This is a genomic window from Faecalicatena orotica, assembly GCF_905197545.1.
GTDB lineage: Bacteria > Bacillota > Clostridia > Lachnospirales > Lachnospiraceae > Faecalicatena_A > Faecalicatena_A orotica.
This window is the reverse complement of the sequence record NZ_CAJJZH010000001.1, coordinates 201,296-223,850: the sequence shown is the minus strand read 5'-3', so window position 1 is coordinate 223,850 and position 22,555 is coordinate 201,296. Positions and strand designations below refer to the sequence as shown.

General features: G+C 42.1%; 18 protein-coding genes and 1 riboswitch. Of the genes, 6 read left to right on the top strand and 12 right to left on the bottom strand.

Features of this window, described 5'->3' with window-relative positions; genetic code table 11:
• Window position 1 precedes the first annotated feature (1 nt).
• From ABIN22_RS00950 to ABIN22_RS00930, 5 genes are all read right to left on the bottom strand, one after another.
• Window positions 2–2,320, bottom strand: a complete 2,319-nt coding sequence (locus tag ABIN22_RS00950) for a glycoside hydrolase family protein (protein ID WP_346906109.1) — start codon at window positions 2,318–2,320, stop codon at window positions 2–4.
• Between the two features lie 2 nt (window positions 2,321–2,322).
• Entirely contained in the window at window positions 2,323–3,312 is a 990-nt protein-coding gene (locus ABIN22_RS00945; RefSeq protein WP_207657845.1) for an ABC transporter permease, read from the bottom strand.
• Window positions 3,293–4,813 carry a sugar ABC transporter ATP-binding protein gene (locus tag ABIN22_RS00940; RefSeq protein WP_118621222.1) on the bottom strand — a complete coding sequence of 507 codons (1,521 nt, stop codon included), beginning with the start codon at window positions 4,811–4,813 and terminating at the stop codon, window positions 3,293–3,295. The genes ABIN22_RS00945 and ABIN22_RS00940 overlap by 20 nt, the downstream gene beginning before the upstream one ends.
• 31 nt (window positions 4,814–4,844) lie before the next feature.
• Complete coding sequence (locus tag ABIN22_RS00935) at window positions 4,845–5,822, bottom strand: sugar ABC transporter substrate-binding protein (RefSeq protein WP_346906108.1); 978 nt, start codon at window positions 5,820–5,822, stop codon at window positions 4,845–4,847.
• Window positions 5,823–6,029: 207 nt separating this feature from the next.
• Complete coding sequence (locus ABIN22_RS00930; protein ID WP_118621220.1) at window positions 6,030–6,956, bottom strand: alpha/beta hydrolase; 927 nt, start codon at window positions 6,954–6,956, stop codon at window positions 6,030–6,032.
• A 279-nt stretch (window positions 6,957–7,235) separates the two neighbouring features.
• On the opposite strand from ABIN22_RS00930, the gene ABIN22_RS00925 reads away from it, so the two are divergent.
• Complete coding sequence (locus ABIN22_RS00925) at window positions 7,236–7,538, top strand: hypothetical protein (RefSeq protein ID WP_109729755.1); 303 nt, start codon at window positions 7,236–7,238, stop codon at window positions 7,536–7,538.
• A 101-nt stretch (window positions 7,539–7,639) separates the two neighbouring features.
• On the opposite strand, the gene ABIN22_RS00920 is transcribed toward ABIN22_RS00925, so the two are convergent.
• Complete coding sequence (locus tag ABIN22_RS00920) at window positions 7,640–7,870, bottom strand: hypothetical protein (RefSeq protein ID WP_181368565.1); 231 nt, start codon at window positions 7,868–7,870, stop codon at window positions 7,640–7,642.
• Window positions 7,871–8,421: 551 nt separating this feature from the next.
• Window positions 8,422–8,517, top strand: a riboswitch (purine riboswitch).
• On the opposite strand from ABIN22_RS00920, the gene ABIN22_RS00915 reads away from it, so the two are divergent.
• Together ABIN22_RS00915 and ABIN22_RS00910 are read left to right on the top strand one after the other, a co-directional pair.
• Entirely contained in the window at window positions 8,517–8,768 is a 252-nt protein-coding gene (locus tag ABIN22_RS00915; RefSeq protein ID WP_146203252.1) for a hypothetical protein, read from the top strand. Its footprint overlaps the riboswitch before it by 1 nt.
• Before the next feature lie 69 nt (window positions 8,769–8,837).
• Complete coding sequence (locus ABIN22_RS00910) at window positions 8,838–10,211, top strand: NCS2 family permease (protein ID WP_118620635.1); 1,374 nt, start codon at window positions 8,838–8,840, stop codon at window positions 10,209–10,211.
• Between the two features lie 57 nt (window positions 10,212–10,268).
• Here the strand turns inward: ABIN22_RS00910 and ABIN22_RS00905 are convergent, their stop codons facing one another.
• Together ABIN22_RS00905 and ABIN22_RS00900 are read right to left on the bottom strand one after the other, a co-directional pair.
• A complete protein-coding gene (locus tag ABIN22_RS00905; protein WP_346906107.1) occupies window positions 10,269–10,976 on the bottom strand; it encodes a DUF975 family protein in 708 nt (235 codons plus the stop codon).
• Window positions 10,977–11,069: 93 nt separating this feature from the next.
• Window positions 11,070–13,811 (bottom strand): family 78 glycoside hydrolase catalytic domain, encoded by a 2,742-nt coding sequence (locus tag ABIN22_RS00900; protein WP_346906106.1) that lies wholly within the window; start codon window positions 13,809–13,811, stop codon window positions 11,070–11,072.
• Between the two features lie 169 nt (window positions 13,812–13,980).
• Here ABIN22_RS00900 and ABIN22_RS00895 point away from each other — a divergent pair, with 169 nt between their 5' ends.
• Window positions 13,981–15,045 carry an AraC family transcriptional regulator gene (locus ABIN22_RS00895; protein WP_118620632.1) on the top strand — a complete coding sequence of 355 codons (1,065 nt, stop codon included), beginning with the start codon at window positions 13,981–13,983 and terminating at the stop codon, window positions 15,043–15,045.
• A gap of 57 nt (window positions 15,046–15,102) precedes the next feature.
• Here the strand turns inward: ABIN22_RS00895 and ABIN22_RS00890 are convergent, their stop codons facing one another.
• Both ABIN22_RS00890 and ABIN22_RS00885 read right to left on the bottom strand, forming a co-directional pair.
• Complete coding sequence (locus tag ABIN22_RS00890) at window positions 15,103–16,488, bottom strand: MFS transporter (RefSeq protein WP_182440691.1); 1,386 nt, start codon at window positions 16,486–16,488, stop codon at window positions 15,103–15,105.
• A 178-nt stretch (window positions 16,489–16,666) separates the two neighbouring features.
• Window positions 16,667–17,404, bottom strand: coding sequence for an AraC family transcriptional regulator (locus tag ABIN22_RS00885; RefSeq protein WP_346906105.1), 738 nt, complete (start codon window positions 17,402–17,404; stop codon window positions 16,667–16,669).
• A 235-nt stretch (window positions 17,405–17,639) separates the two neighbouring features.
• Between ABIN22_RS00885 and ABIN22_RS00880 the strand changes: the two genes are divergently transcribed.
• Complete coding sequence (locus tag ABIN22_RS00880; RefSeq protein ID WP_118620629.1) at window positions 17,640–18,545, top strand: SGNH/GDSL hydrolase family protein; 906 nt, start codon at window positions 17,640–17,642, stop codon at window positions 18,543–18,545.
• Between the two features lie 250 nt (window positions 18,546–18,795).
• Complete coding sequence (locus ABIN22_RS00875) at window positions 18,796–19,668, top strand: alpha/beta hydrolase (RefSeq protein WP_346906104.1); 873 nt, start codon at window positions 18,796–18,798, stop codon at window positions 19,666–19,668.
• A 152-nt stretch (window positions 19,669–19,820) separates the two neighbouring features.
• On the opposite strand, the gene ABIN22_RS00870 is transcribed toward ABIN22_RS00875, so the two are convergent.
• The gene (locus tag ABIN22_RS00870) at window positions 19,821–21,047 is read right to left on the bottom strand and encodes an NAD(P)-dependent oxidoreductase (RefSeq protein WP_118620626.1); all 1,227 of its coding nucleotides are present in this window, start codon (window positions 21,045–21,047) and stop codon (window positions 19,821–19,823) included.
• A 90-nt stretch (window positions 21,048–21,137) separates the two neighbouring features.
• Window positions 21,138–22,547 carry an MFS transporter gene (locus ABIN22_RS00865; RefSeq protein WP_109729759.1) on the bottom strand — a complete coding sequence of 470 codons (1,410 nt, stop codon included), beginning with the start codon at window positions 22,545–22,547 and terminating at the stop codon, window positions 21,138–21,140.
• Window positions 22,548–22,555: the final 8 nt, after the last annotated feature.

Sequence of the window (22,555 nt, the reverse complement as noted above, 5' to 3'; positions counted from 1 at the left end):
CCTACCCGGCCATAATCTGCCGTATGATTGTGTCAAAATCCATTGTCCTGTATTCTCTGGACAAATAATCAAGATTCAGCAGCGCCTGTCCATTCACCAGACCATTGCACGTATCGTTATCGTCCCCTTTGTTTTTCGCCGCTGCTCCCGAAAATCCTTTATACTCCGTATCTGCCAGCCATAAGGAAGTCATATACCCTTCACACTGTACCCCCGGCATTGCATATCCATACATATTCTGAGGCATCGACAGACCGTGCTGCATCCCCCTTGTCACGATCTTTGCCAGTACAGCCAGATCTTCATCCTTACAGTATTCTGCAATACGCAGCAGTTCCGGAATAAATTCAACAAATTCACAGTCCACATAGCTTCCTGCCGGGATGACATCACATACGGCCCAGCCTGTAGTTTTAAATCCATATTTTCCAAGAAGTGTATCCTTATCAAACGGAATATCCCAGAGATATGTCCAGCTTGCTAAAATACGTGCCGCATCACGCGCGCCTGCAAGAAGTTTTACATCTCGTGTCTGCTCATACACGACCAGCATGGTACGCATTGCAAACATAACGCCGACTGCATCAATCTTCACAGACTTCCTGTGGGTCGTATCATTGAGGCCTCCGATGTATTCTACATTTCCGGCATAATTATCATATACGAAATACGCGGCCCTTTCGGCTGCCCTCAAATATTTTTCTTCCTTAGTAAACCGGTACAGTTCCGTCAGGACCTGGGCCGGGAAGATTGCACCTGACCCCTGTTCCTTTTCAGAGGCGCCAAACCACTGCGGCGGGTTCGTAATCGGCTTCCCGTCCATCGTATATCCACGGTTCCACGAACCATTTCCATTCTGCATTTCTAAGAGCTTGTCACAGAATTTCACAACGGCTTCCAGCCATTTTGGATGCTCAATCCCGCTTTCCTTCTCAAACAGATAACATCTCAGCAGATAGTGCATGGAATCTACCATAGACCTGCAATAATTACCCTTTACTTTTCTAAGTTCCCCTGCAATTTCCATCAGAGAACTTACGACCTGGTTCCCAAGATAGGCTTCCAGCTCATCCCGGTCATCTGAGTACTGGAATGGGAAAAGAATCCCGGTCCACCAGTACACATACTCTTCTTTATCTACATTATAAATCCCATTTGGAAGCCCGGATTCTTCTATGCAGTTTTCCACAAAATAATCGACCGTCTTTACAGCCCTTTCCCTATATTCCTCAGAGCCGTTCTCCTTTGCCGCTTCCATCATATCTAAACTCAACAGAGTCTGTGCTCCGCAGAAGCCGTATTCAAGCAGATTCTGCTCACCATAGCGGCTGCGCGGGGAAAAATGGACAAAGTACCCCGCCGGCTTTCCTTTTTTATCCGGAAATTCCCTGTAACTGTTATGTATCATTTCACGTCTGTAATGCTGTGCTTCTTCCAGAGTAAACGATAATTCTACATCTGGGTCCATAATTCTTTGCATCTGAAGACGGGTCGTATTCCAGGACGCTTCCGTCAGACTTCCTGCCTCCCGGGCATATAGCAGATATTCCATACAAAAAACCTGATTCTCTACTACTTCTTTATATGCTGACCATTCTGAGCCATCCACGTTCAGGCAGAATGAATTTCTTTCATAAAAAGGATAGTCACATCTTAAGATAAATTCCTGTGTCCTGTACTCCGATGGCGAGATCCCTAATGACCCGATATCCGTATGGTGTATAAAATGCCTTGCACGGATCTGTTCCCGCGTTATTGTCTCATCTGTCTTTGGCAAATCACCCCTGATCAGTGAAACAAACCATCTGCTCTTTTTCCCATATGCAGTAACTGAAAGCGAAGGATTCCTATCGTCTTTATAATCCTGGTTAAAGGTCCCCAGATAATCATCCATGCCGTCCCCGTCTGTATCATTTTGATTGTATAAAGCTCCGGGGATTATGAATTGGTAATCGGAAAAATCTGCCGCTTCCAGATCTCTGCAGCGAAACTCGGATGTCAGTCGAATCCCTGTCTTTTCTTTTATTTCTTTACATGCAACCTGACGGCTGAGCTTATATCCGTTTTCTTCCTGACTCCATACATCTGTTATTTCATACTTATTGCCATATAAATCTTCGGCAGATGCCAAAGCTTCATATCCATTTTCTTTCTTCTCATAGCTGTCATACCGAAGTTTTTTTCCCGCACCTGAAATGTCCTGTAACACTACCGGGAAATCAAGAAATATCTCCAGTTTTTGCTCACCTTCCTGATGAAATCCTTTTATGACGATAGAATATTTTTCATACTGTCTGACAAATTCTAAATCTGTAAACATATTTAACCTCTTTTCTTAATGTGTAAACGTTTATTATTCCTTAAAGTATCCAGATATACTGCCAATAATATAAGAAGGCCTTTTACGATAATCTGCCAATATGATGTCACATGCAGCATATTCAGTCCATTATTCATAAAGCCGATTATAAGCACACCTATCATAACGCCTCCGGCAGTTCCGATTCCCCCGTTAAAGCTGACGCCGCCCAATACGGCTGCTGCAATTGCATTACATTCATATCCCGCACCGGATGCAGGCTGTGCGGAATAAACTCTGGATGCCAGCATGATACCCGCCATAGCGCTCATAACCCCTGTAAAGATAAACACACAGGCGGTTATTTTCCTTACCTTGATTCCTGCATACACGGCCGCACTCTTATTACCACCTATTGCGTACATTCCTCTTCCAAATTTTGTCTTATTCAGCAGAATGCAGGTAAAGGCCAGGCAGACAATAATCACGATTCCCAAAATGGGGACAGGGCCTATATACCCGGTGCCGATCGCACTAAATTTTTCATCATAGCACATGATAGATTTGCCATTCGTCATTAAATATGCCGCTCCCCTGAAACACTGCTGTGTAGCCAGAGTGATGATAAAACTGGGAATCGTTGTAAATGTTGCAAGCAATCCATTGATCATCCCGCAGAAAGCACCAAATACCAGCGTAATAATAAGCGCCGCCTCCGTAGGTATACCGCCTTCTATCATGGAAACACATACACAGCCGCTCAGTGCAAGCACACTGCCTACAGAAAGGTCAATGCATCCTATAATCAGTACCATTGCCATCCCAAATGCCAATACCGAATCCACACTGATCTGCCGCATGACTGATAAAATATTATCTGTTGTCAGAAACGTATCTGTAAATATTGACAGTGCCGATACAATCAGCAGCAGAGCTATCAGTATCATAGAATTACGCTTCAGGAACTTTAGCAGGCTTTTTTGATTTGTTATCTTATCCGTTATAGGTTTCATGTTCATATCCTCCTGTTGCATAATGCATTATCTGCTCCTGTGTAACCTCTTCTTTATCCGGTTCAAAAAACCTGACCAGCTTTCCTTCACACATCACGCCTATTCTGGAGCTCATATTCATAACCTCTGGTAATTCTGACGAAATCAGGATAATTGCTACTCCTGTTTCTGCGATTTTACATATCAAATGATATATATCAGATTTTGCCCCCACATCCACGCCTCTGGTAGGCTCGTCCAGAATCAGTATTTTAGGATTGGACGCCAGCCATTTTGAAATCACAATTTTCTGCTGGTTCCCCCCGCTCAGTTCCACGGCAAGCTGCTCTGTACCTGCCATTTTTATTTCGAGCTGGCTGATATATTCCTCTAATATCTGTTTTTCCTTTTTGGCATCAACAGATATTCCCTTTATGAACTCATCCATGACTGTAACGGTCATATTGAAGGAAATTGAATTTTCCAAAAATAAACCATTCTCTTTCCGGTCCTCCGGCACAAGCGCTATCTTTTTCCTGATTGCTTCCCCCGGCGATTTTATCGTGCATTTCTTACCATCTATATAGAGACTGCCGGAAAGAATCTCATCCAGTCCAAAGACCGCCTTTGCCAGTTCTGTACGCCCGGCTCCCATGAGTCCTGTTATTCCCAAGATTTCACCTTCTGCAAGGGAAAAACTGATGTCCTCTACCTTTTCCGTTGTCAGGTGTTCAACCCTGAGTATTTCTTTTCCAAGCCTGACTTTATAATCCGGATAGTAATCTTCTATTTTATGTCCCACCATATTCTGGATAATCTGCTCATAACTGATATCCCGGATGGAAGTAGTCAGAATATGATGACCGTCCCGCATAATTGTTATGCTGTCCGCGATCTGACTGATTTCCTCCATTTTGTGGGAAATGTAAATGATCGATACTCCTTTCCGGCTCAATGTTTTTATCTGCTCAAACAGAAACTCTACTTCTCTGTCAGTCAGGGAAGAGGTCGGCTCGTCCATGACTAAAATTCTGGAATTGGTGGAAAGTGCTTTCGCAATTTCCACCATCTGCTGCTGTGATATGCTCAGTTCTCTGACAATCGTATCCGGGCGAAGGCTTTCAAGGCCTATCCTCCCAAGAATCTCCGCCGCTTCCCTGTATATTTTCTGATAATCGATGAACCCCATTCTCGTCTTAAATTCCCGCCCAAGAAATATATTTTCACCGACTGTCATATCCTGCACAAGCACGATTTCCTGATGTATTATGGATACCCCCCGCTTCTGTGCGTCTTCAACAGAACCTATGCTGGTCTTCTCCCCGTCTATCAGGACCTCACCTGAATCACAGTCATAAATGCCTCCCAGTATTTTCATCAAAGTAGACTTTCCGGCACCATTCTCACCCGCCAAGGCCCTTACTTCTCCGGCATGCATACTAAAATCCACATCATACAGTACCTGTACTCCGCCGAAACTCTTGTTTATGCCTTTCATCTGCAGAATGTAATCCTCATTCATCATCCACTTCTCCTTTGCGAAGCATTTTCTGCTACTCTATTCCCCAGTATTCTTTATATGTATCGAGGTCGTCAATCGTACACAGACTAAATTTCAAACGTGGGTCCTCACCGCATTTTCCTGTTTTCAGTACTTCAACCGCCCGTTCAGATGCCGCTGCTGCAAGCTCCTTCATCGGATAAACAGCCGTCACATCCAGTGCACCGTCTTCCATGTTCCGGATATCCGCGGAAAGCCCGTCCACATTGGCAACCAGAATATCATCAACCTTGCCTGCTGACCTGACTGCCGCCGCTATTCCAACACCGCAGTTTGAATTGTTTCCAAAGATTGCAGTAACATCTGGATACTGCTGCAGCCAGTCTTCCGTTTTCTTCATGGCTTCATCTTCTGTACATACTCCGTCGAAGACTTCCAGCACTTCAATCCCTTCATTTTCAGCCATAGCATCCTTGAATCCGTCTCCTCTTTCCCTGCATACAAAAGCCACATCATAAGTAAGAATGCATACCTTCCCTTTTCCATCCAGTTCTTTTGCAACTTCTTTACCTACTTCATATCCTGCCGTATAGTTATCACTTGTAACAGAACCCGTAACAAGCTCCAAAAGATCATCGCCAAGTATCTGGTTTACGCTCAGAACAGGGATTTCTGCCTTGTTGCATAGCTCAAATGCGGATTTTACACCTACGGAATCACATGCCTCTACGATAATCAGCTTGGCTCCCTGACTGATAAAATCTTCTACATCCTTTGTCTGCTGTGCCTGATCCAGATTTGCGTCTTTGATAACTGCCTGATAGCCCTCTTCCTCTACCTTTTCTTTGATCGTGTCACACATGATTGTAAGTCCTTCATTCGTATACATAGAGGTGGTTATCCCAATAAGCCCTTTATCTCCTCCCTCTGATTCCTTAGTGGTGCCCTCTTCTTTTTTACCTCCTGAACTACATGCACACATAGAAATAATGACACCGATACATAACATAATACTAAGAATTTTTTTCATAAAATTTACTCCTTTCAAATAAATATTCTGACTTTTTGTTTATTGTGCCCGTGCACGGACTTTCTTTTTTTCAGAATAGCACCCGTATTTTTAAATGTCAATTGTTTTTTGCTTTTCAATTTATTTTTGTATAATTTCGATATTTTTTGCTTGTAAATTTCTCTGTTTTTACCAATAAAAAAGGACCGTGCAAAATTGCACACAGTCCTATATTCCCCCTGCTGTTTCCTGAAACAGTTCTTTTAACGCCTCCTTATATGCTTCTTCGTCCTTCAGAAAGCTCATGCAGTGATCCGCCCCTTCCACAAGAAGCAGCTTTTTCTGAGCTGTACATGCCTCATAATTACGCACTGTCATCTCATATGGCACGAAAGTGTCTGCTTTTCCGTGGATAAACAGAACCGGTACCCTGCAGTGCCCCATCGCCTCCAGTGTACTGTATTCCTTCAGGCCATATCCGGCCCTTCTTTTAAACAGCCAGTTCAGCTGATCCATAACCGGATGTTCCGTGAGTTTGAAATTCAGCTTACCGAACCGGTATACCATCTCATAGGGAGATGTGAATCCGCAGTCAGCTATAACACCTTTTACATCCCCGGAAAGTTCCTCCCCCGCTGCCATGAGCACTGTTGCGGCCCCCATTGACACCCCATACAGGTAGACCGGGAGTCCGCCCTGATTCCGCTTAATCAGCCAGTCCATCCATGCATGGCAGTCCTCCCTTTCCAGAACACCGAATCCCATATATCTGCCTTCACTTTCCCCCTGCGCCCTCTGGTCCACGAGAAGAAGACTCGTCCCCTCCTCGTAAAGCCACCTGATGCAGGGCCCGAAATCATGTCCCCAGGACCCCCTCCACCCATGAAACAGGGCAGCAATCCGTTTTGGGTTCTCAGCTTCCAGATAATATCCTTTCAGCTTCAGTCCGTCCCTGCTTTCGATCACTGCTTTTTCAGGGTTCATCCCTTCCATCCAGCAGACGCCCTCAGTACGCTTTAACTCCGGCTCTTTCTTCTTCCTTAAAAATACACATCGCCGCCCTGCTGCCAGATTAAAGAAGGCACCGACCGCCAGCACGTCAGCCGCTCCCAGTACCCCTGCCATAATTGAAAGCCCTTTCCACACACGTTTCATATTACTGCCATCCCTTTCTTCACAATTTATTATATATATGTTTACAATTCATTCAAATTTGTATCACAGTTTTTACACAAGTAAATCTTATACTATAATTGTTCAAAAGATAAGAACACTTTTTCATAAACTTTTTCCCCCTTAGAGTCACACACGGTGTGGCTCTTTCCTTTTGTATATCACACATATATCTCCTAAAAGTCTTAAAATGTTTTTCCAATTTAAAATTTATGCTATAATGTTCACGTTACTATATACTTCGGAAGGAGGAATTAACCCATGATTGATAAAAAGCTGATCCCCGTCCCGGGTTTGAAAAAGGAGCCCTTCTCCGGCTGTCACAAAGGCATGAGATACTATTTTGAAGCCGCCGCTGATAAAGAGACCTTTCTTGTCACGGTCTATCCCGAGCCCTGGTCCTTTGACAAGACACCGGATGAGAATAAAGAGCATGCATCTTTCCCGATGTCAGATGAGGGAATGGATTCTGCAATCCAGTGGCTCCATGAGATGTATGAGAAGAAGAAAGACTTCTGGCAGGACTCTGTCAGCAACAGTATGCATATTGTATATAAAAAATAAGAAGCTGCTGCAAAATGTTAGTTCTGTACAGGCTTTTCCTGACCCTGACTCTGGTCCGGGCAGTCTCCTGACAGTTCTTCACATTTTACGGCAGCCTCTTTTTATTCATCGAATTCCAATATTACACATTTCCCCATGAGGCTGGACTGAATATCCACTACGGTTCCCCGGGTTGTTTTCAGCCTTTCACGGTTCGGATAATTCCCGCTCATGGCAATCGCATGTTCTATCGTGTAGTAATAGGAACTGGGAAGTTTCCCTTCAATCACATTCACCTGATCTCCAATCTTCACTAACCCATCCCTGTCCATCGTAAATTCCATTCTTCTCATAAATCTCCACTCCTGCTGTTTTATCTCGTCATACATAATGCATTCTTCGCCGCAAATATGATAAAAGAATTATAACCCTTTCCCTGTCTGGATTCAATTATCTCTACTCCTCTTTTTCACCTTTTATAAATATCTTATATTAAATTAATAAATATTTCCATTTCTCGTCACAATGCATTCACAATTGGTTGTTATTCTATATACATGAAAAACAGAAGACGATGGCTGCACTTGCAGCGTGCATCTGCGGCCATTGGACTTCGCCTAAAACTTACAATTAACAATTTCAGATAGATTTTCCCTTTTCTCTGGGCTGCTGCATGTATGACATGTCAGCAGTCCTTTCCTTTTCCTGCCCCAGCCTATTTTATCTGGGATAAGTTCCCTGACTGTTTTTCACCCCCGCTTATTTAGTACTTTTTCACAATTTCTCTCTTCTTTTTTGGTCATCCACTATAATTTTCACAACTAATTTTCAATTTAGGATTGCATTTTCCCGGCAAATAGTGTATGGTAATTATAGGTTCCAAACGAATTTTTAGATAAACTAAATAATTTTTAGGTCGTAAATTTATATATGCCCATAATTGGTTGGGCGTCTCTACCAGCTACCGTAATAGCTGTCTATAAATTTCCCGTATGGATCATGGTGCAGGGAAATATAGACGAGTCCGGTAGTTTTTTTGTATCCAGATATTTCCTATCATCTCATCCATTTAGAATCATCGTACCTGTTCTGCTTCAGGAACAGTTACATACGGCATCAGATACAACAGCAGCCAACAGCCAGAATTCAGGAAAAAGGAGGTGTGTAAAACATAAGTTTCTCTCGAGAAACTCACGCCTGCGTCAGGCGCAGGACGGCATCTGCCATAACAGGCATGCTTTGACTGCTTAGAATATCAACCTAGAAAAAATGATTAGCTCACAGGGAAGATTTCCCGGGGAGTGGAGGTAGGAGGGAATTATGAATTTAGACAAAATATTTCATCTAAAAGAAAATCACACAGACGTTAAAACAGAGATTCTGGCGGGTATTACGACATTTATGACAATGGCTTACATCCTGGCCGTCAACCCTAACATTCTGGCTGAATCGGGAATGGACCGGGGGGCTGTATTTACGGCAACCGCCCTGGCAGCCTTTATCGCGACCTGCCTGATGGCCATCCTGTCCAATTACCCATTTGTTCTGGCTCCCGGTATGGGACTGAATGCTTACTTTACATACACGGTAGTCATGGGTATGGGATATAAGTGGCAGATGGCACTGAGTGCAGTATTTATTGAAGGTATTATTTTTATCGTTCTGTCACTGACAAATGTCCGCGAAGCAATCTTTAATGCGATTCCTATGAATCTGAAGCACGCTGTTTCTGTAGGTATTGGATTATTTATCGCATTCATCGGACTTCAGAATGCCAAGATCGTTGTAGATTCCTCTACACTGGTTGGCGTATTCTCCTTTAAGAGTTCCATCGAGAACGGAACATTCAACACAGAAGGGATTACGGTGCTGCTGGCACTTGTCGGGCTTCTGATCACTGCCATCCTTCTTGTAAAGAAGGTAAAAGGCAATATCCTGTGGGGAATCCTGATCACCTGGCTGCTCGGCATCGTCTGTCAGCTCGTCGGAATATACAAACCGACACCAGAGGCCGGATGGTTCAGCCTGCTCCCTGATTTTTCAGCAGGTATTTCTGTCCCGAGTCTTGCTCCGACATTCATGCACATGGATTTCTCAAAGGTATTTACACTGGACTTCGTAATCATCATGTTTGCATTCCTGTTTGTAGATATGTTCGATACGCTTGGAACCCTCATTGGTGTTGCATCCAAGGCTGATATGCTTGACAAAGACGGGAAACTCCCGAGAATAAAAGGCGCCCTTATGGCAGACGCTGTCGGAACATCTGTTGGTGCCGCACTCGGAACATCTACGACAACTACATTTGTGGAAAGTGCATCCGGAGTATCTGAAGGCGGACGTACAGGACTGACAAGTATCACTGCTGCACTGCTCTTTGGACTGTCCCTGTTCCTGTCACCGATCTTCCTTGCAATCCCGTCGTTCGCAACTGCACCGGCGCTGATTATCGTAGGATTCCTGATGCTGACATCCATCGTTAAGATTGACTTTGAAGATTACACAGAGACCATCCCGGCATTCATCTGTATCATTGCAATGCCGTTTATGTACAGCATTTCCGAAGGCATCTCATTCGGAGTTATCTCTTATGTAGTCATCAATCTTGTAACAGGAAAGGCAAAAGAGAAAAAGATTAGTTTACTTATGTATATACTGGCCATATTGTTCGTTTTGAAATATGTACTGATTTAAAAACGCAAAAAAGACGGGAAATGTTTTGGCTGACATTTCCCGTCTTTTTTTGTCCGTTTATCTGATATATCCGTTCTGATATGCCATTGCACGATTAAATGAATATAATTCCGCAAATGTGGCCTGACGGTATGGTTCTGCATAGAAGACACCGACAATCCCGCCTGTCATGACTGTGAGGATGCCCCAGCCGATGAAGGACAAATCCAGTACAAATGCCTCCCACTTCTGCCCCATCATCATCTTATTACTGATGAGGAAGGCTTCTTCTCTCGGCATTCCCGGATTCTCCGCAATGATGTATGGCACCATGAGATATTCATAGTGTTTTATGATACCCGGTACTATGAATAAGAGCGACCACAGGGCGGTAAACAAGTCTCTGAGGAACATAATCAGAACGATATTACCATAATTTCCCGACTTGAATCCGTAAGCAAGGGTTCCTGCCGTAACCGGTTCGGTCTGGTTCAGTACAAAGAAGCGGCAGCCTCCTGCAATCAGTACATTTCCGACAAATACATCAAATACAACCATCCCCGCTCCGAGAACCCCTGCCGCAGCTATGACTGTGGCATAGATCAGAGAAGATTCAGAGAAATAGCCTCCCCCGTAAAAGGAATGGCGTCCGCGCGCGCCATTGGAACCTGATGCATAAAATATTGTTGTTATGATTGACATGACCAGCGCTACGGCAACAGCTGACCAGTAATTTCTCCGGAACGCCTGTTTGGCCCTCATTTTTAGGCTCATTCGATTCCACATAATAATATCACCCTCCTGTATAATGAGCATTCTTAACTTAAGTCTTTTTCATTATACTCTGCGCGGAGATTAAAATCCACCAAAATATTCTTATTATATTTCGTAACTATATGATCCACTTCCAATTTCATGAATCGTTCCATCCGGCAATTCAACCGAAGCGGTTGTATTCACTGGAATCTCAAAGTTAAACACATATCCTTTTTCCGTTTTCTTCCACTTGGAAAGAATCATACCATATGGACTATCAAATTCTGCTTTTGCAAAAGTAAGTGTTCCACCAGGAATCGGTTTAATTTCAAAATGTTTGTATCCCGGTGTTTTAAGTAATGGCTGTACTCCACATGTCACTCCGAATAAGAAGTCACATACTGCTCCATAGCTATAATGATTGTATGAATTAATATGATTATCGAGTCCTGCCCATTCTTCCAGAATAGTAGTCGCTCCTAATGTTACTGCATGCAGCCAGCTTGGATTCTTTGTTTGTTCAAGAACCTGGTATGCTTCCTCTGTGTAGCCATTCTCCACTAACTGGTATAATAAGAATGGTGTTGACAAAAAGCCTGTGTTTAAACACATACCATTATCCCTTACTGCCTGAATTAATTTATCCGCAACTTTTTTCTTATTCTCTTCGTTACATAATCCAAATTGAAGAGCACGTACATAGGATGCTTGTTTGTTCTCTATAATCGTTCCATCTTCCTGTATATAGTATTTGTTATATACGCGTTTAATTTGTTTTGCTTTTTCCTCGTAATATGTCTTATCTTCTTCCTTTCCAAGTATCTCTGCCATCTGTGCAACCAATGTTGATGAATAGTACATGTATGCGGTTGCCACTATTGCATCATTGGGTTTTGTTGCAGAAGACATATCCTGATTAGCCGGATCTCCTGACTCCTCTGACAATGGTTCTAACCACTCGCCAAAGTGAAATTTTGTATCAAAAATATAATCTGCGTCTCTGACACCATCACAAAATGTATGATATTCAGGACGATCTAATCTTTCAGGATTTTCATCTTTTGCAGATGTCAGCATATAATCCCCCCATTTTTTTGAACTTTCATACTGATTCTCTAATACCTGAACATCTCCATAGCACAGGTACATCATAAACGGCACGATTGTCGCTGCATCCCCCCATCCAGAAGAACCGTCAAACATACCTGGCTTTCCGTCCGGCCCCGCAATACCCGGGATAATAAATCCACATTTATCTTCACGTATCAGTCTCTCAACCTCTTCAGCAAAATGCATGGACGTTGTAGCCGGAACAGAGTTTGCAACCATGCCATTACGATACTGTTCTGTTTTCACATCTTTTAGCCATTTCTCAAAGAATGCATACACGTCCATAAAGCGGGATGCTGTCTTCGCGTAGACCTGTGCGTCTCCTGTCCACGGACTTCGCTCACGGGTCGGACAATCTGTCGGAACATCAAGGAAATTACCTTTTTGACTCCAGCGGCTGTTTTTCACAAGTTGATTAATTAGATCGTTTGAACATATGAAATCACCTGTTTGTTCCATATCTGAATAAACTGCAATTGCCTCAAATTCTGGCTGGTTTTTTTCAAAATCAACCCCTTCCACTTTGACATAACGGAATCCTGAGATTGAAAACGACGATTTATAGCTTTCTTCGGCATCTCCTCTTGCAATATAATCAATCTGCTGATAATGCGTATTATCCTGAAGCGCGGTACACACATTTCCTAAATAGAAAGCACCATCTTTCAAACCTTCTGTATGTGTAATCGTAACTTTCTGACCACGTTTTAAATTCTTGAATTTCATGTCTACATAACCAACAAGATTCTGCCCAAAATCAAGAACGGTATCCCCTTGTGTATCTGTAAAAATAACTGGTTTAAAATGTTCTTTTTCTTTACTTGCCAGTCCTGTCTGAGAAATAAGAACACTTTTTTCTAAATGTTCCCCTTCTGCTTTTCTGACCTGCATCCATGAAGAATCATCGAATCCCGGTTTCTTCCAGTTTTCAGGCTCCATAGCTGCATCAAAGATCTCACCAAACTTCATATCACTCATTCGAAGGCCTAACTGTGCCCATTTAAATGATTCATCTGTTCCGATAATTTCTCTTGATCCGTCTTCATAATCAAGTATAATCTGACCTAAAAACTGCAATGTGTAGCCAAATGTATTGCGGTATAACCCGCCGCACATACCGCGCCACCACCCGTCGGCAACAGTAACCGCCCATGCATTGCGGCCCTCTGCCAGCAGGTTTGTAATGTCGTATATCTGATACTGCATGCGGTGATAATAACTTGTAAAACCAGGCTTGAATACTTCATCTGTTCCCAGTGCCCCATTAATCCAGAATTCATAGAGGCCATGAGCCGTCTGACAAATCTGGGCCTGACGTAATCCTTTTTTCACTGAAAATTCTTTTCTTAGATTTGAAGCAGGCTGCATTTTCTCAATATCTTCATCTGGCATAGATACATCAATCCAATCTGCCTGCCATTCATCCTCAGAAAGCATTGCCATTTTAAATTCTGCCATTTCACTTTCAGCCGAGTCACCTGCAGCCTCCACTTTCACTTTCCAGTATAATTTCTGCAGACTTTTCAACTCTTCCCCGGCATATCTGACATTTTGTGAAGCATCTGACCTTACTTCACAACTGTCCCAAATCACATGTTCAAAGCATTCATCAGCAGCTACCTGAATACGATATGTCTCCTGTTTCACATTTTGTTTGCTGCTTTTTAATTTCCATGAAAATCTTGGTTTCTGTGAATCAATCCCTGTAGGATTTATTCGATGTTCTACTCTTAAATCATATACTTCTAAACTCATTTATTACGTCTCCTCCTCGATCCAGCCAAATGGCAGGTTCTTTCTATAATTTTTCTATATGTCCTGTAAAAACAAACAAAATATAAGTCTTGTTATCCACATTAAAAAGGGTTATGATAAAATCGAAAACTAAAAAATAAATTTTTCCCGATTTGGAGTATCCCTTATCATGTACGAAAATTTTTATCAGCTTGATTCTTTGGAAATCGAATACAAAAAATTTTACGAAGCCAGCGGCAAACAGTATTTTATAAAGCCTATGACTTATAGCGAATTCGAGCAGCTTGATCCTCACATAAAAGAAACTTATAAAATAATGGTGCAGCATCACCGCCACGCGGGGAACAATCTGGACGATTCTACTGCGTACAATGTTTTTCATGCACCAGACGATCGTGTAGAGATTATTCGTCACAGTCGTTATAGTTTCCCGATTCTCCACAACCACGAATTTGTAGAGCTCATTTATGTATATAAAGGAGTATGTACTCATTTTATCGAAGATCAGGAACTTAAAATGGTGACAGGTGACCTTTGTATTCTGGCGCCAAATGCCATTCATGCGGTTTCAGCTACAGACGATGACACAATTGTTATTAATATACTAATGAGTCAGAAGTTGTTTGACCAATCTTTTATGCAGCTGATGAACCGTTTTCCAACACTTTTGCAGTTTTTCGAAAGTATTTTATACACGCATTCCGTGACACCGTATATCCTCTATCCTACCGGATCTGACCGGTGGATGCATGAACTGATGTATCAAATCTATCTGGAACGCAGTGATAAGGATTATTTATATAACGAATGTGTTGCCCTCATTGTCCGGCAGATTTTTATTCATATCCTTAGAAATTTTGAATTAATGGCCGTTGTTGCCGATCCATACAATGACAAGCCAAATGATTTGATTATTTCACTGATCGGATATATTACTGTTAATGCCAAAAATATTTCGCTTCAGACAACTGCTGATTTTTTTGGCTATAACAAATCTTATTTAAGCCGTCTGCTAAATAAATACACTGGAAAATCATTTGTGAACTTTGTAAATGAAATCACCATGAAACAAGCTGCTTCCCTTCTCTTAGAAAGCGAGATGAGTGTTACAGAAATAGCACAGGAATACGGTTGTTTTGATGCAAGCCACTTTAATCGCAAATTTACAAAAATTTTTCATATGTCACCGAATGAATATCGGAAGTTAAATCAGAAAAAAGAGGAGAAAACTTGATTATTCCATATATTTCTTCGTTTTCTCCTTTTTAATCTTCCAAAGCACAAGTCTCTATTATTCGGCTTCTTTTCCTGCGTGTTTTGCTGTAAGAATTTCCTGATTTCTCGCTGCTTTTTCTCTACTCATGGTGATAAAGAAATAGGGAATAGTTGCTAATAAAAGCAATAACGCTGGTACAAGATTAATTACAGCATTCATAGCCATTTTTGTTTCTGGTGACTGTACGGCATTTGCTACATATCCTACAGCACCTAAAAGAAGAACTCCTACGGTGCCTGCTAATGCATTTCCTACTTTAACAGAGAATGAAGTGACTGATAATACAACAGCGTCTGCCCGTTTTCCAGTACGTACTTCCATATCATCCACGATTTCTGCAATTAATCCATACGAGAATGTTCCAACAGCCCCTCCGCATCCGTGGAATACGGCTGTTCCAATGAGAATAAGCGGCAGGCTCATCATATTTCCTCCAAGGAATAAGACTCCGCCACCTACTGCGCCCAGAGCTAAGCAGGCCATCATCAATTTCTTCTTTTCAAATTTCTTTGCAAGGAATGGTGCTATAAAGTTCGGTACTGCCATCGCAGCCGTCATCACAACACCTGCTGTCGCAAGCCACATTGGTTTTTCAACTACATATAAGAAGAAATAGACCATAACTCCAATTCTGAAGAAGATACCACACATATAAAGAAGGTATCCGATTAAAAGTTTACGAATATTGCTGTCACTAAAAGCAAGCTTCAAACTATCAAGCATTGGAACTTTGGGAGCATCCACTTCCGGAACAATCACTTCCTTTGTACCGGCGAATGTAATCCAGTAACAAATCGTACCTAAAATAGCATAAATGACAACTGCGCTGAAATATCCTCTTGCACTTGATGCATCTCCATTACCAAAGAATAAAATCAGAGGCATAGTTGCCGCACTTGTAATTAAATTAGCAATTTGCGAAATCACACCTCTGAATGAAATCAGAACCATTCTTTCCTGATTATTTCGAGTAAGTACATTTGCAAGAGCCGTTCCTGCAACTCCTGTTGCCGTATAGCACATACCACAAAGGATATATGTCATTGCACTATAAAAGATCTGTGCCGGTCCTGTCCACCCGGGACAAGTAAAGGTTAATACTGTTAATAATCCAAGAATTGGAGCTCCAAATAACAAATATGGTCTGTATTTTCCCCACCTTGTACGGGTTTTCTCAGCAATCATCCCCATCATTGGATCATTGATGCCATCCCAGATACGGGCAACCAGCATGATAATACTGATTACCGCAGGTGTAAGACCTACAACATCTGTGTAAAATACGGTTAGGTAAGAGCTCACCATAGTAAACGAAAATCCTCCGCCTGCATCTACAAAACCGTAGCAAATTCGACGTCCTACTGAAAGTCTCCCGTCTTCTTGTTTTGAATTGTTACCCACAATCATTTCCTCCTTTTGTTAACCATTGCTGCTCCTTTTCAATAGCCGGAACAACATTTGTTGTTTCTGATATAGAGTATAATTGTATTTTTACGCAAGGACATGTATTTTTGAGATATGTTTATTGTACAAAATAGACTTTATACTGCTTCAAATAGTATAAATGGTTTTCAATCCATCAAAGTTTTATTATGTACTGTTGTGGTGAAACTCCATAACGTTTTTTAAATATTCGGCTAAAATAGTAAGGGTCTGTATATCCACATTGAAAAGCAATCTCCTTAATTGGAATTCTGTCCTTAAATTGGCGAAAGAGGTCCCCGGCATGATCGAGACGTCTTCTAGTAATAAATTCATTTGGAGTTAAGCCAGTTTCATCACGAAACATTTTTCGAAAATGATTCATGGTATATCCCGTCATTGTAATTACATTTCTTACATCATAATCAGCATTAGTATAATTTTTATTTATATCATTAATCACTTCAAATACTTCTGCGTTAATTTTACGCAGGCGGCTGCCGACAGCAACCAGTGCAGTAAACATAAGCTGATTGATTAATTCATTTATATTCTCATAAAATGGAAGAGTAATATCATGATTTTCAAGACCAAGATCGTAAAGCTTATGTATTAGTGCGGTATCTTTAGCCGGAAAAACATAAGGTGTTAGTATCGCCGACTCAAAATTTTTCAGCTCTATCAGGCCAAATAATAAGCTATTTTGTGGATCACAGCTGAAAGCAGCTTCTACATTTATTGGAATTAATGCGAGATCATGCTGTGAGAGTTCAAATGTCTGATTCTCTATATGGTAAAAACCTTTCCCTTTTAAAAGCAGCAGATAACGGAAATAATCTACTGGTGAAAGAACTTCATTATCCGAAATAATTACTGCTGAAAAATCCATCTTCATACGTTAAATCCTCCATCTAATAAAGTGAATAACCATTAATATAATTATTTTATACTAAAAAATAATTTAATAATTGTACTATTCGAACTCATGTAATGAAAATTAAAGTATATAATTATCCATTTTTTATAATTACTTACTCCATTTCACAAATAGACAAATCACCTTATACTTATTGCATATTGATATAACTATTTATATCGTATTTATTAAAATCGAAAATAAGGAGGGTAAAATGAAAACAACCTTCAGAATCAGGCAGCCTTATTCAGACATATTTATGCAATGTGCGGATAAGTTTGCAAATCAAAGCCCTGTAAAACCGGAACGATTTATCCAAAAGATGAAGACGAATACTGGTATGGCTGGTAGTCTATTTGGTTTTACAGATGATGACGGACTGGAGCGTAAAAATCCAGTAATTGTAGCACTTGGTGATTCTGTCACAGCGGGACATTTTGAAAGTATCATGACCCAAGAAATTCAGCAACAGATGGAATCACTATTCACAAGACTTGAGTCTTGTGTGGACCTCGAAGAAATAAGAATGGAAATTGAGCACATGGGAGGATTGCCTGTAGTCGAAATCTATGATGCCAGAGAAAGCTATATTGAGAAATTCAGGCAAAAATTGATTGATCAATATGAACTTACGTCTGTCTCTATTATCAATGCCGGCATCGCTGGAGACAACATGCTGTCAATGATGAACCGATTAGACAGAGATGTGGTCCGCTATAGTCCAGATTTAGTTTTAATTAACGGTTCATTAAATTGGGATGATGATAAGTTTGGTAATGCCGAAGTTTATAAGACTTTATTACGCAAAATGGTACAAAAACTAAAGAGAAAAACAAACGCAGACATTATTCTGCTTACACCTAATGGTGATCTTCCTAATAAACTACTTTCAGATTCATCTGCGACAGTATGTAATCCGACGACAGAGCAGAGAGCTCAGAAAATACGGGAGACTGCGCAGGAAGAACAAGTATGCTTAGCTGATGTAAGAGCTGTTTGGAACGCTGCAAAGGGCGCCGGCTGCCCTTGGGAAGAACTTCTTGCCAATAGAATTAATCACCCATCTGTCGAGGGACATGAAGTATATGCAAAGGTACTAATGAAACTATTTGAAGACTAACACACAACAGACACCACCTGTAAAACTAGCAATGAATGCAGTTATAAACATACTCCCTAGTGTACTGTTCCTATTAGCTATTATTCCATTTTTAATGATTAAAATGGATAACAAAAAGGCTGCTAAAAATACTAAAATTTTACTGGAACGTAATCAGGAAAAGATGTAGAAAAGAACCGTACAAATTTTGAAGAGTAACAATAATTTTGCTCAGCTATATTTATTATAAATAATTTTAGGATGGTAAAAAATGGATAAAGAAAGACAAAAAGCAATTTCAGTCGTAAAGAAAATGCAGCCAGCTGTAATGGAACAACTTAAATCAGAAAAAGCTGATTGGACATATTATGGTAAACATATAACATTCTCTGTAAATGGACAAGAACGAACCATTTATCACTTCTCTTCCGGCAAAGAAGCAGCTCCGGTATATTTCGATATTCATGGCGGCGGATTTGCATGGGGAACAATAGAAGATGGTAATTTCTATTGTCATGAATTGGCCAAAACACTGAAGATGAATGTATATTCATTGGATTATCCACTCAGTCCGGATAATGTATATCCAAGCCAGTTAGATTATCTAATAGAAACCATTAACTATATGGTAACACATCCTGAAAAATTTGGGATTGATCCTCAAAAAATCTTCGTTGGCGGTAGAAGCGCCGGTGGCAATCTTGCAGCTGCACTGTGTTTAAGAACTATAAATCAGAAAAATTGGAGTTTTCGTGGGCAAGTGCTGGATCACCCGTGGCTGGATTTAAAAGAACTCATCCCAGATGAAGAACGTTTTATACCAGAAGGGATTAATATGATGGATAATCTACGATGCCTGGGAAGAGCTTACGCGAGCGCCAAACAGAGAGAAACTGCAGATTGTTCCCCCATCGCAGCAGATAAAGATATGATCACTCTTCTTCCACCAGCTGTAATACAAACTTGTGAAATGGACAGCTTACGTAATGACGGAGACATGTATGCCAAAATACTAAAAGAGGCAGGAGTACAAGTCATCCACCGAGTAGCCCCAAAGGTTGGTCACGGTTTTACAGAACATAACACCCCAAGTGCAGAAGAAGGTAGAAAATGGCTGATTAAATCACTAATTTCTTTTCTATGAAATTGACTTTGAATATGATTCATTACTAATTGAAAAAGCTGCCGCATCAACTGATAAGTATATCATGATTGAATACTCGTGAAGCGACAGCTTTCTTAGTAGAATACAGGTCAGTTAAATCCATAAACTTCCAGAATTTGTTATAATATACCTTAAGAGGAAATCCCCCTCATATACAGGTCCATAGACTCTGCCACTGTCTTGGAGTGGGCGACCGCCTCAACGACAGTACGTGCCCCGTTTACAACATCCCCACTTGCAAAAATCTCCGGCCTTGAGGTCCGGCCTTTTTCATCGGCCAGCAGTAAACCGCGAGGGTTTGCTTCCAGGCCTTTAGTCGTGTTCACCAGCTGGTTCCGTGGTCCCTGGCTGATTGAGATGATGACACTGTCAGCGTGGTACAATCTTTCTGTACCGGGAATCTGTTCTACCGTACCGTCCTCATTTTCTCTCGCATCGGCAAAAATGACCCCTTCATCGGTGATTTCGAGCGGAATTTTCAGGTATATGAATTCGACGCCCTCTAATACCGCATAATCGAATTCATGCCGGCTTGCTGCCGCCGTGGATTCCCGTGAAAAACACTGAAGCTCCCTGACTCCTTTCCTCAGCGCTGTTCTGGCTACGTCCATCGCCGCATTTCCTGCCCCGATTACGATAACCTTCTCCCCAAGGTGAAAACTGTCCGGATTGTTCAGGTAGTTGATGCCGTAGTGCACGTGGCCCAGCGTCTCGCCTTTGATATGCAGGGCATTCGGACGCCACACACCGGTACCGATGAAGATGGAACGGTAGCCGTCTCTTAAAAGGTCGTCAATCGTGATGGCACCTCCGATCGTTGTATTCGGCCTGACTTTAATTCCCTTCAGAAGCAGGTGCCGGTACTCAAAGTCATCCAGTATACTTTTCGGCAGGCGGAACTCCGGTATTCCGTAACGGAGCACCCCGCCGATTTTATCTTTGCTTTCGAATATGGTTACCTGATAGCCTTTTCTGGCAAGGAGTACGGCTATGGTAAGCCCTGCCGGGCCAGAGCCGATAATGGCTGTACGCATCCCGTTGGATGGCGCCGGGCCTTTTACCATTTTAGAACTGTATGTGCCGGAAATATAATTTTCAATCGTAGAAAAATGTACCGGCGCACCTTTCCTTGCGAGTACACAGTGTCCCTCGCATTGCTTCTCATGATTGCAGATCAGACTGCATACCGTGGTCAGAGGGTTATTCTCAAACAGCTTCCAGCCCGCCTCATCCAGATGCCCATCCAGCATCAGCCGGATGACTTCCGGTATCGGAGTGCCGATGGGACATCCCTTCTGGCACTGCGGATTTTTGCAGTTCAGGCAGCGGTTCGCCTCATCAAGTACATGTGCCGCCATAGTATATTTCCTCCTTCACTTTTGATATCTCTACCATACTAAATTTTCCGTGAAAGCATTATAAAAATTTTTATTGATTCTAGTACAATTTTATGCCTGATTCTTTCCCTCTCTCTTTGCCCTGAGGAATTCTACGTTGGCTTCTACCTTCTTCTTTGTCAGCGGATATACAAAGATCAGCATTAAGGCAACACAGATAAACAGGATTCCCGGGACAATCGTTGCCAGCTTATAAAGGCCGCTTAATACTTCTGCCGTCTGGGTTTTTGCGGCAGATGCATAACCAATGATGCCAAGCGCATACCCCCCGAGTCCCCCTGCGAGTGCCTGCCCTACTTTTCTTGCAAAAGAATAGACCGCATAGACTGTTCCATCCTCTCTTTTACCGCTCTTTACTTCCACATCATCGATGACGTCAATAATGTTTGCCCAGATAATCAGGTTAAAGTAGTTGACCCCGAGGTAGCCAACTGCTGCCGCAATAGCAAATACCCATACGTTTTTTACATTCAGGAAGCCAAGTGCAAGGAAAACCGCCCCTGTAAAAATGGTTGCAACGGCCGCTGATTCTTTTTTCCCGTATTTCTTAACAACGACTCCTGTAATTGTCGCCATGAGCAGGGAGCATACCATCGTGATCATATTGTAAACAGAAAGTGCCTTTATGTTACTAAAATAGTCCGCATAGAGATAGGTGTTGACGCTGGAAAGCATCAGCGAACTCAGCAGAAGGAAAATGGCTGCGCCTATAATCCCAAGCAGCGCCCTGTTGGAGAAAATCGCTCCAAACGTCTTTGCCAGGGAGATTTTCTCCGCATTCGGGTCTGGCTGGATCTTGATACGCTCTGTCGTACACTTGTAGCAGATGATGTAGCAGATAATCGCGCATACTGAGAAGATTCCTGCAACTACCGGGAAAATTTTCCCGTCATTCCGGATCACCTGGTTGCCGGCTGCATCGGTCATATAGATGATCATCGGACCGCCCACACCGATAACAAGCTGTGCCAGTGTTGCACCGATACTTCTGAATGTAGAAAGTGCGGTACGCTCTTCCGGGACATCTGTGATCGCAGATGCCATAGAACCATATGGTATATTGATCCCGGTATAGCAGATACTGCCCCACAGGATGTATGTAGCATACATATAGATCATCTTTACAGTCATGGAAGCGTCTGCCAGAGATGACTGGTACATCAGGAAGCTGGCAATTGCCACCGGACCTGCCATGATCCGGATCCAGCGCCTGAATTTCCCGTCTTTTCCCGGCTTGCATGTATCCACGATTCTGCCCATTGTTACATCCGTGAATGCATCCACAAACCTAGCCACAAGGAATAATGTCCCCACGGCCGCCCCGCTGATACCCAGCACCTTCATGTAAAATACCATGAGAAAAGTACTGGAAAATATAAATGTGAAATCATTTCCGAAATCACCGAACATATAGCCGATTTTATCTTTCAGCCCAAATGGCTTTACTGCTTTTTCATTCATCTTCTTTC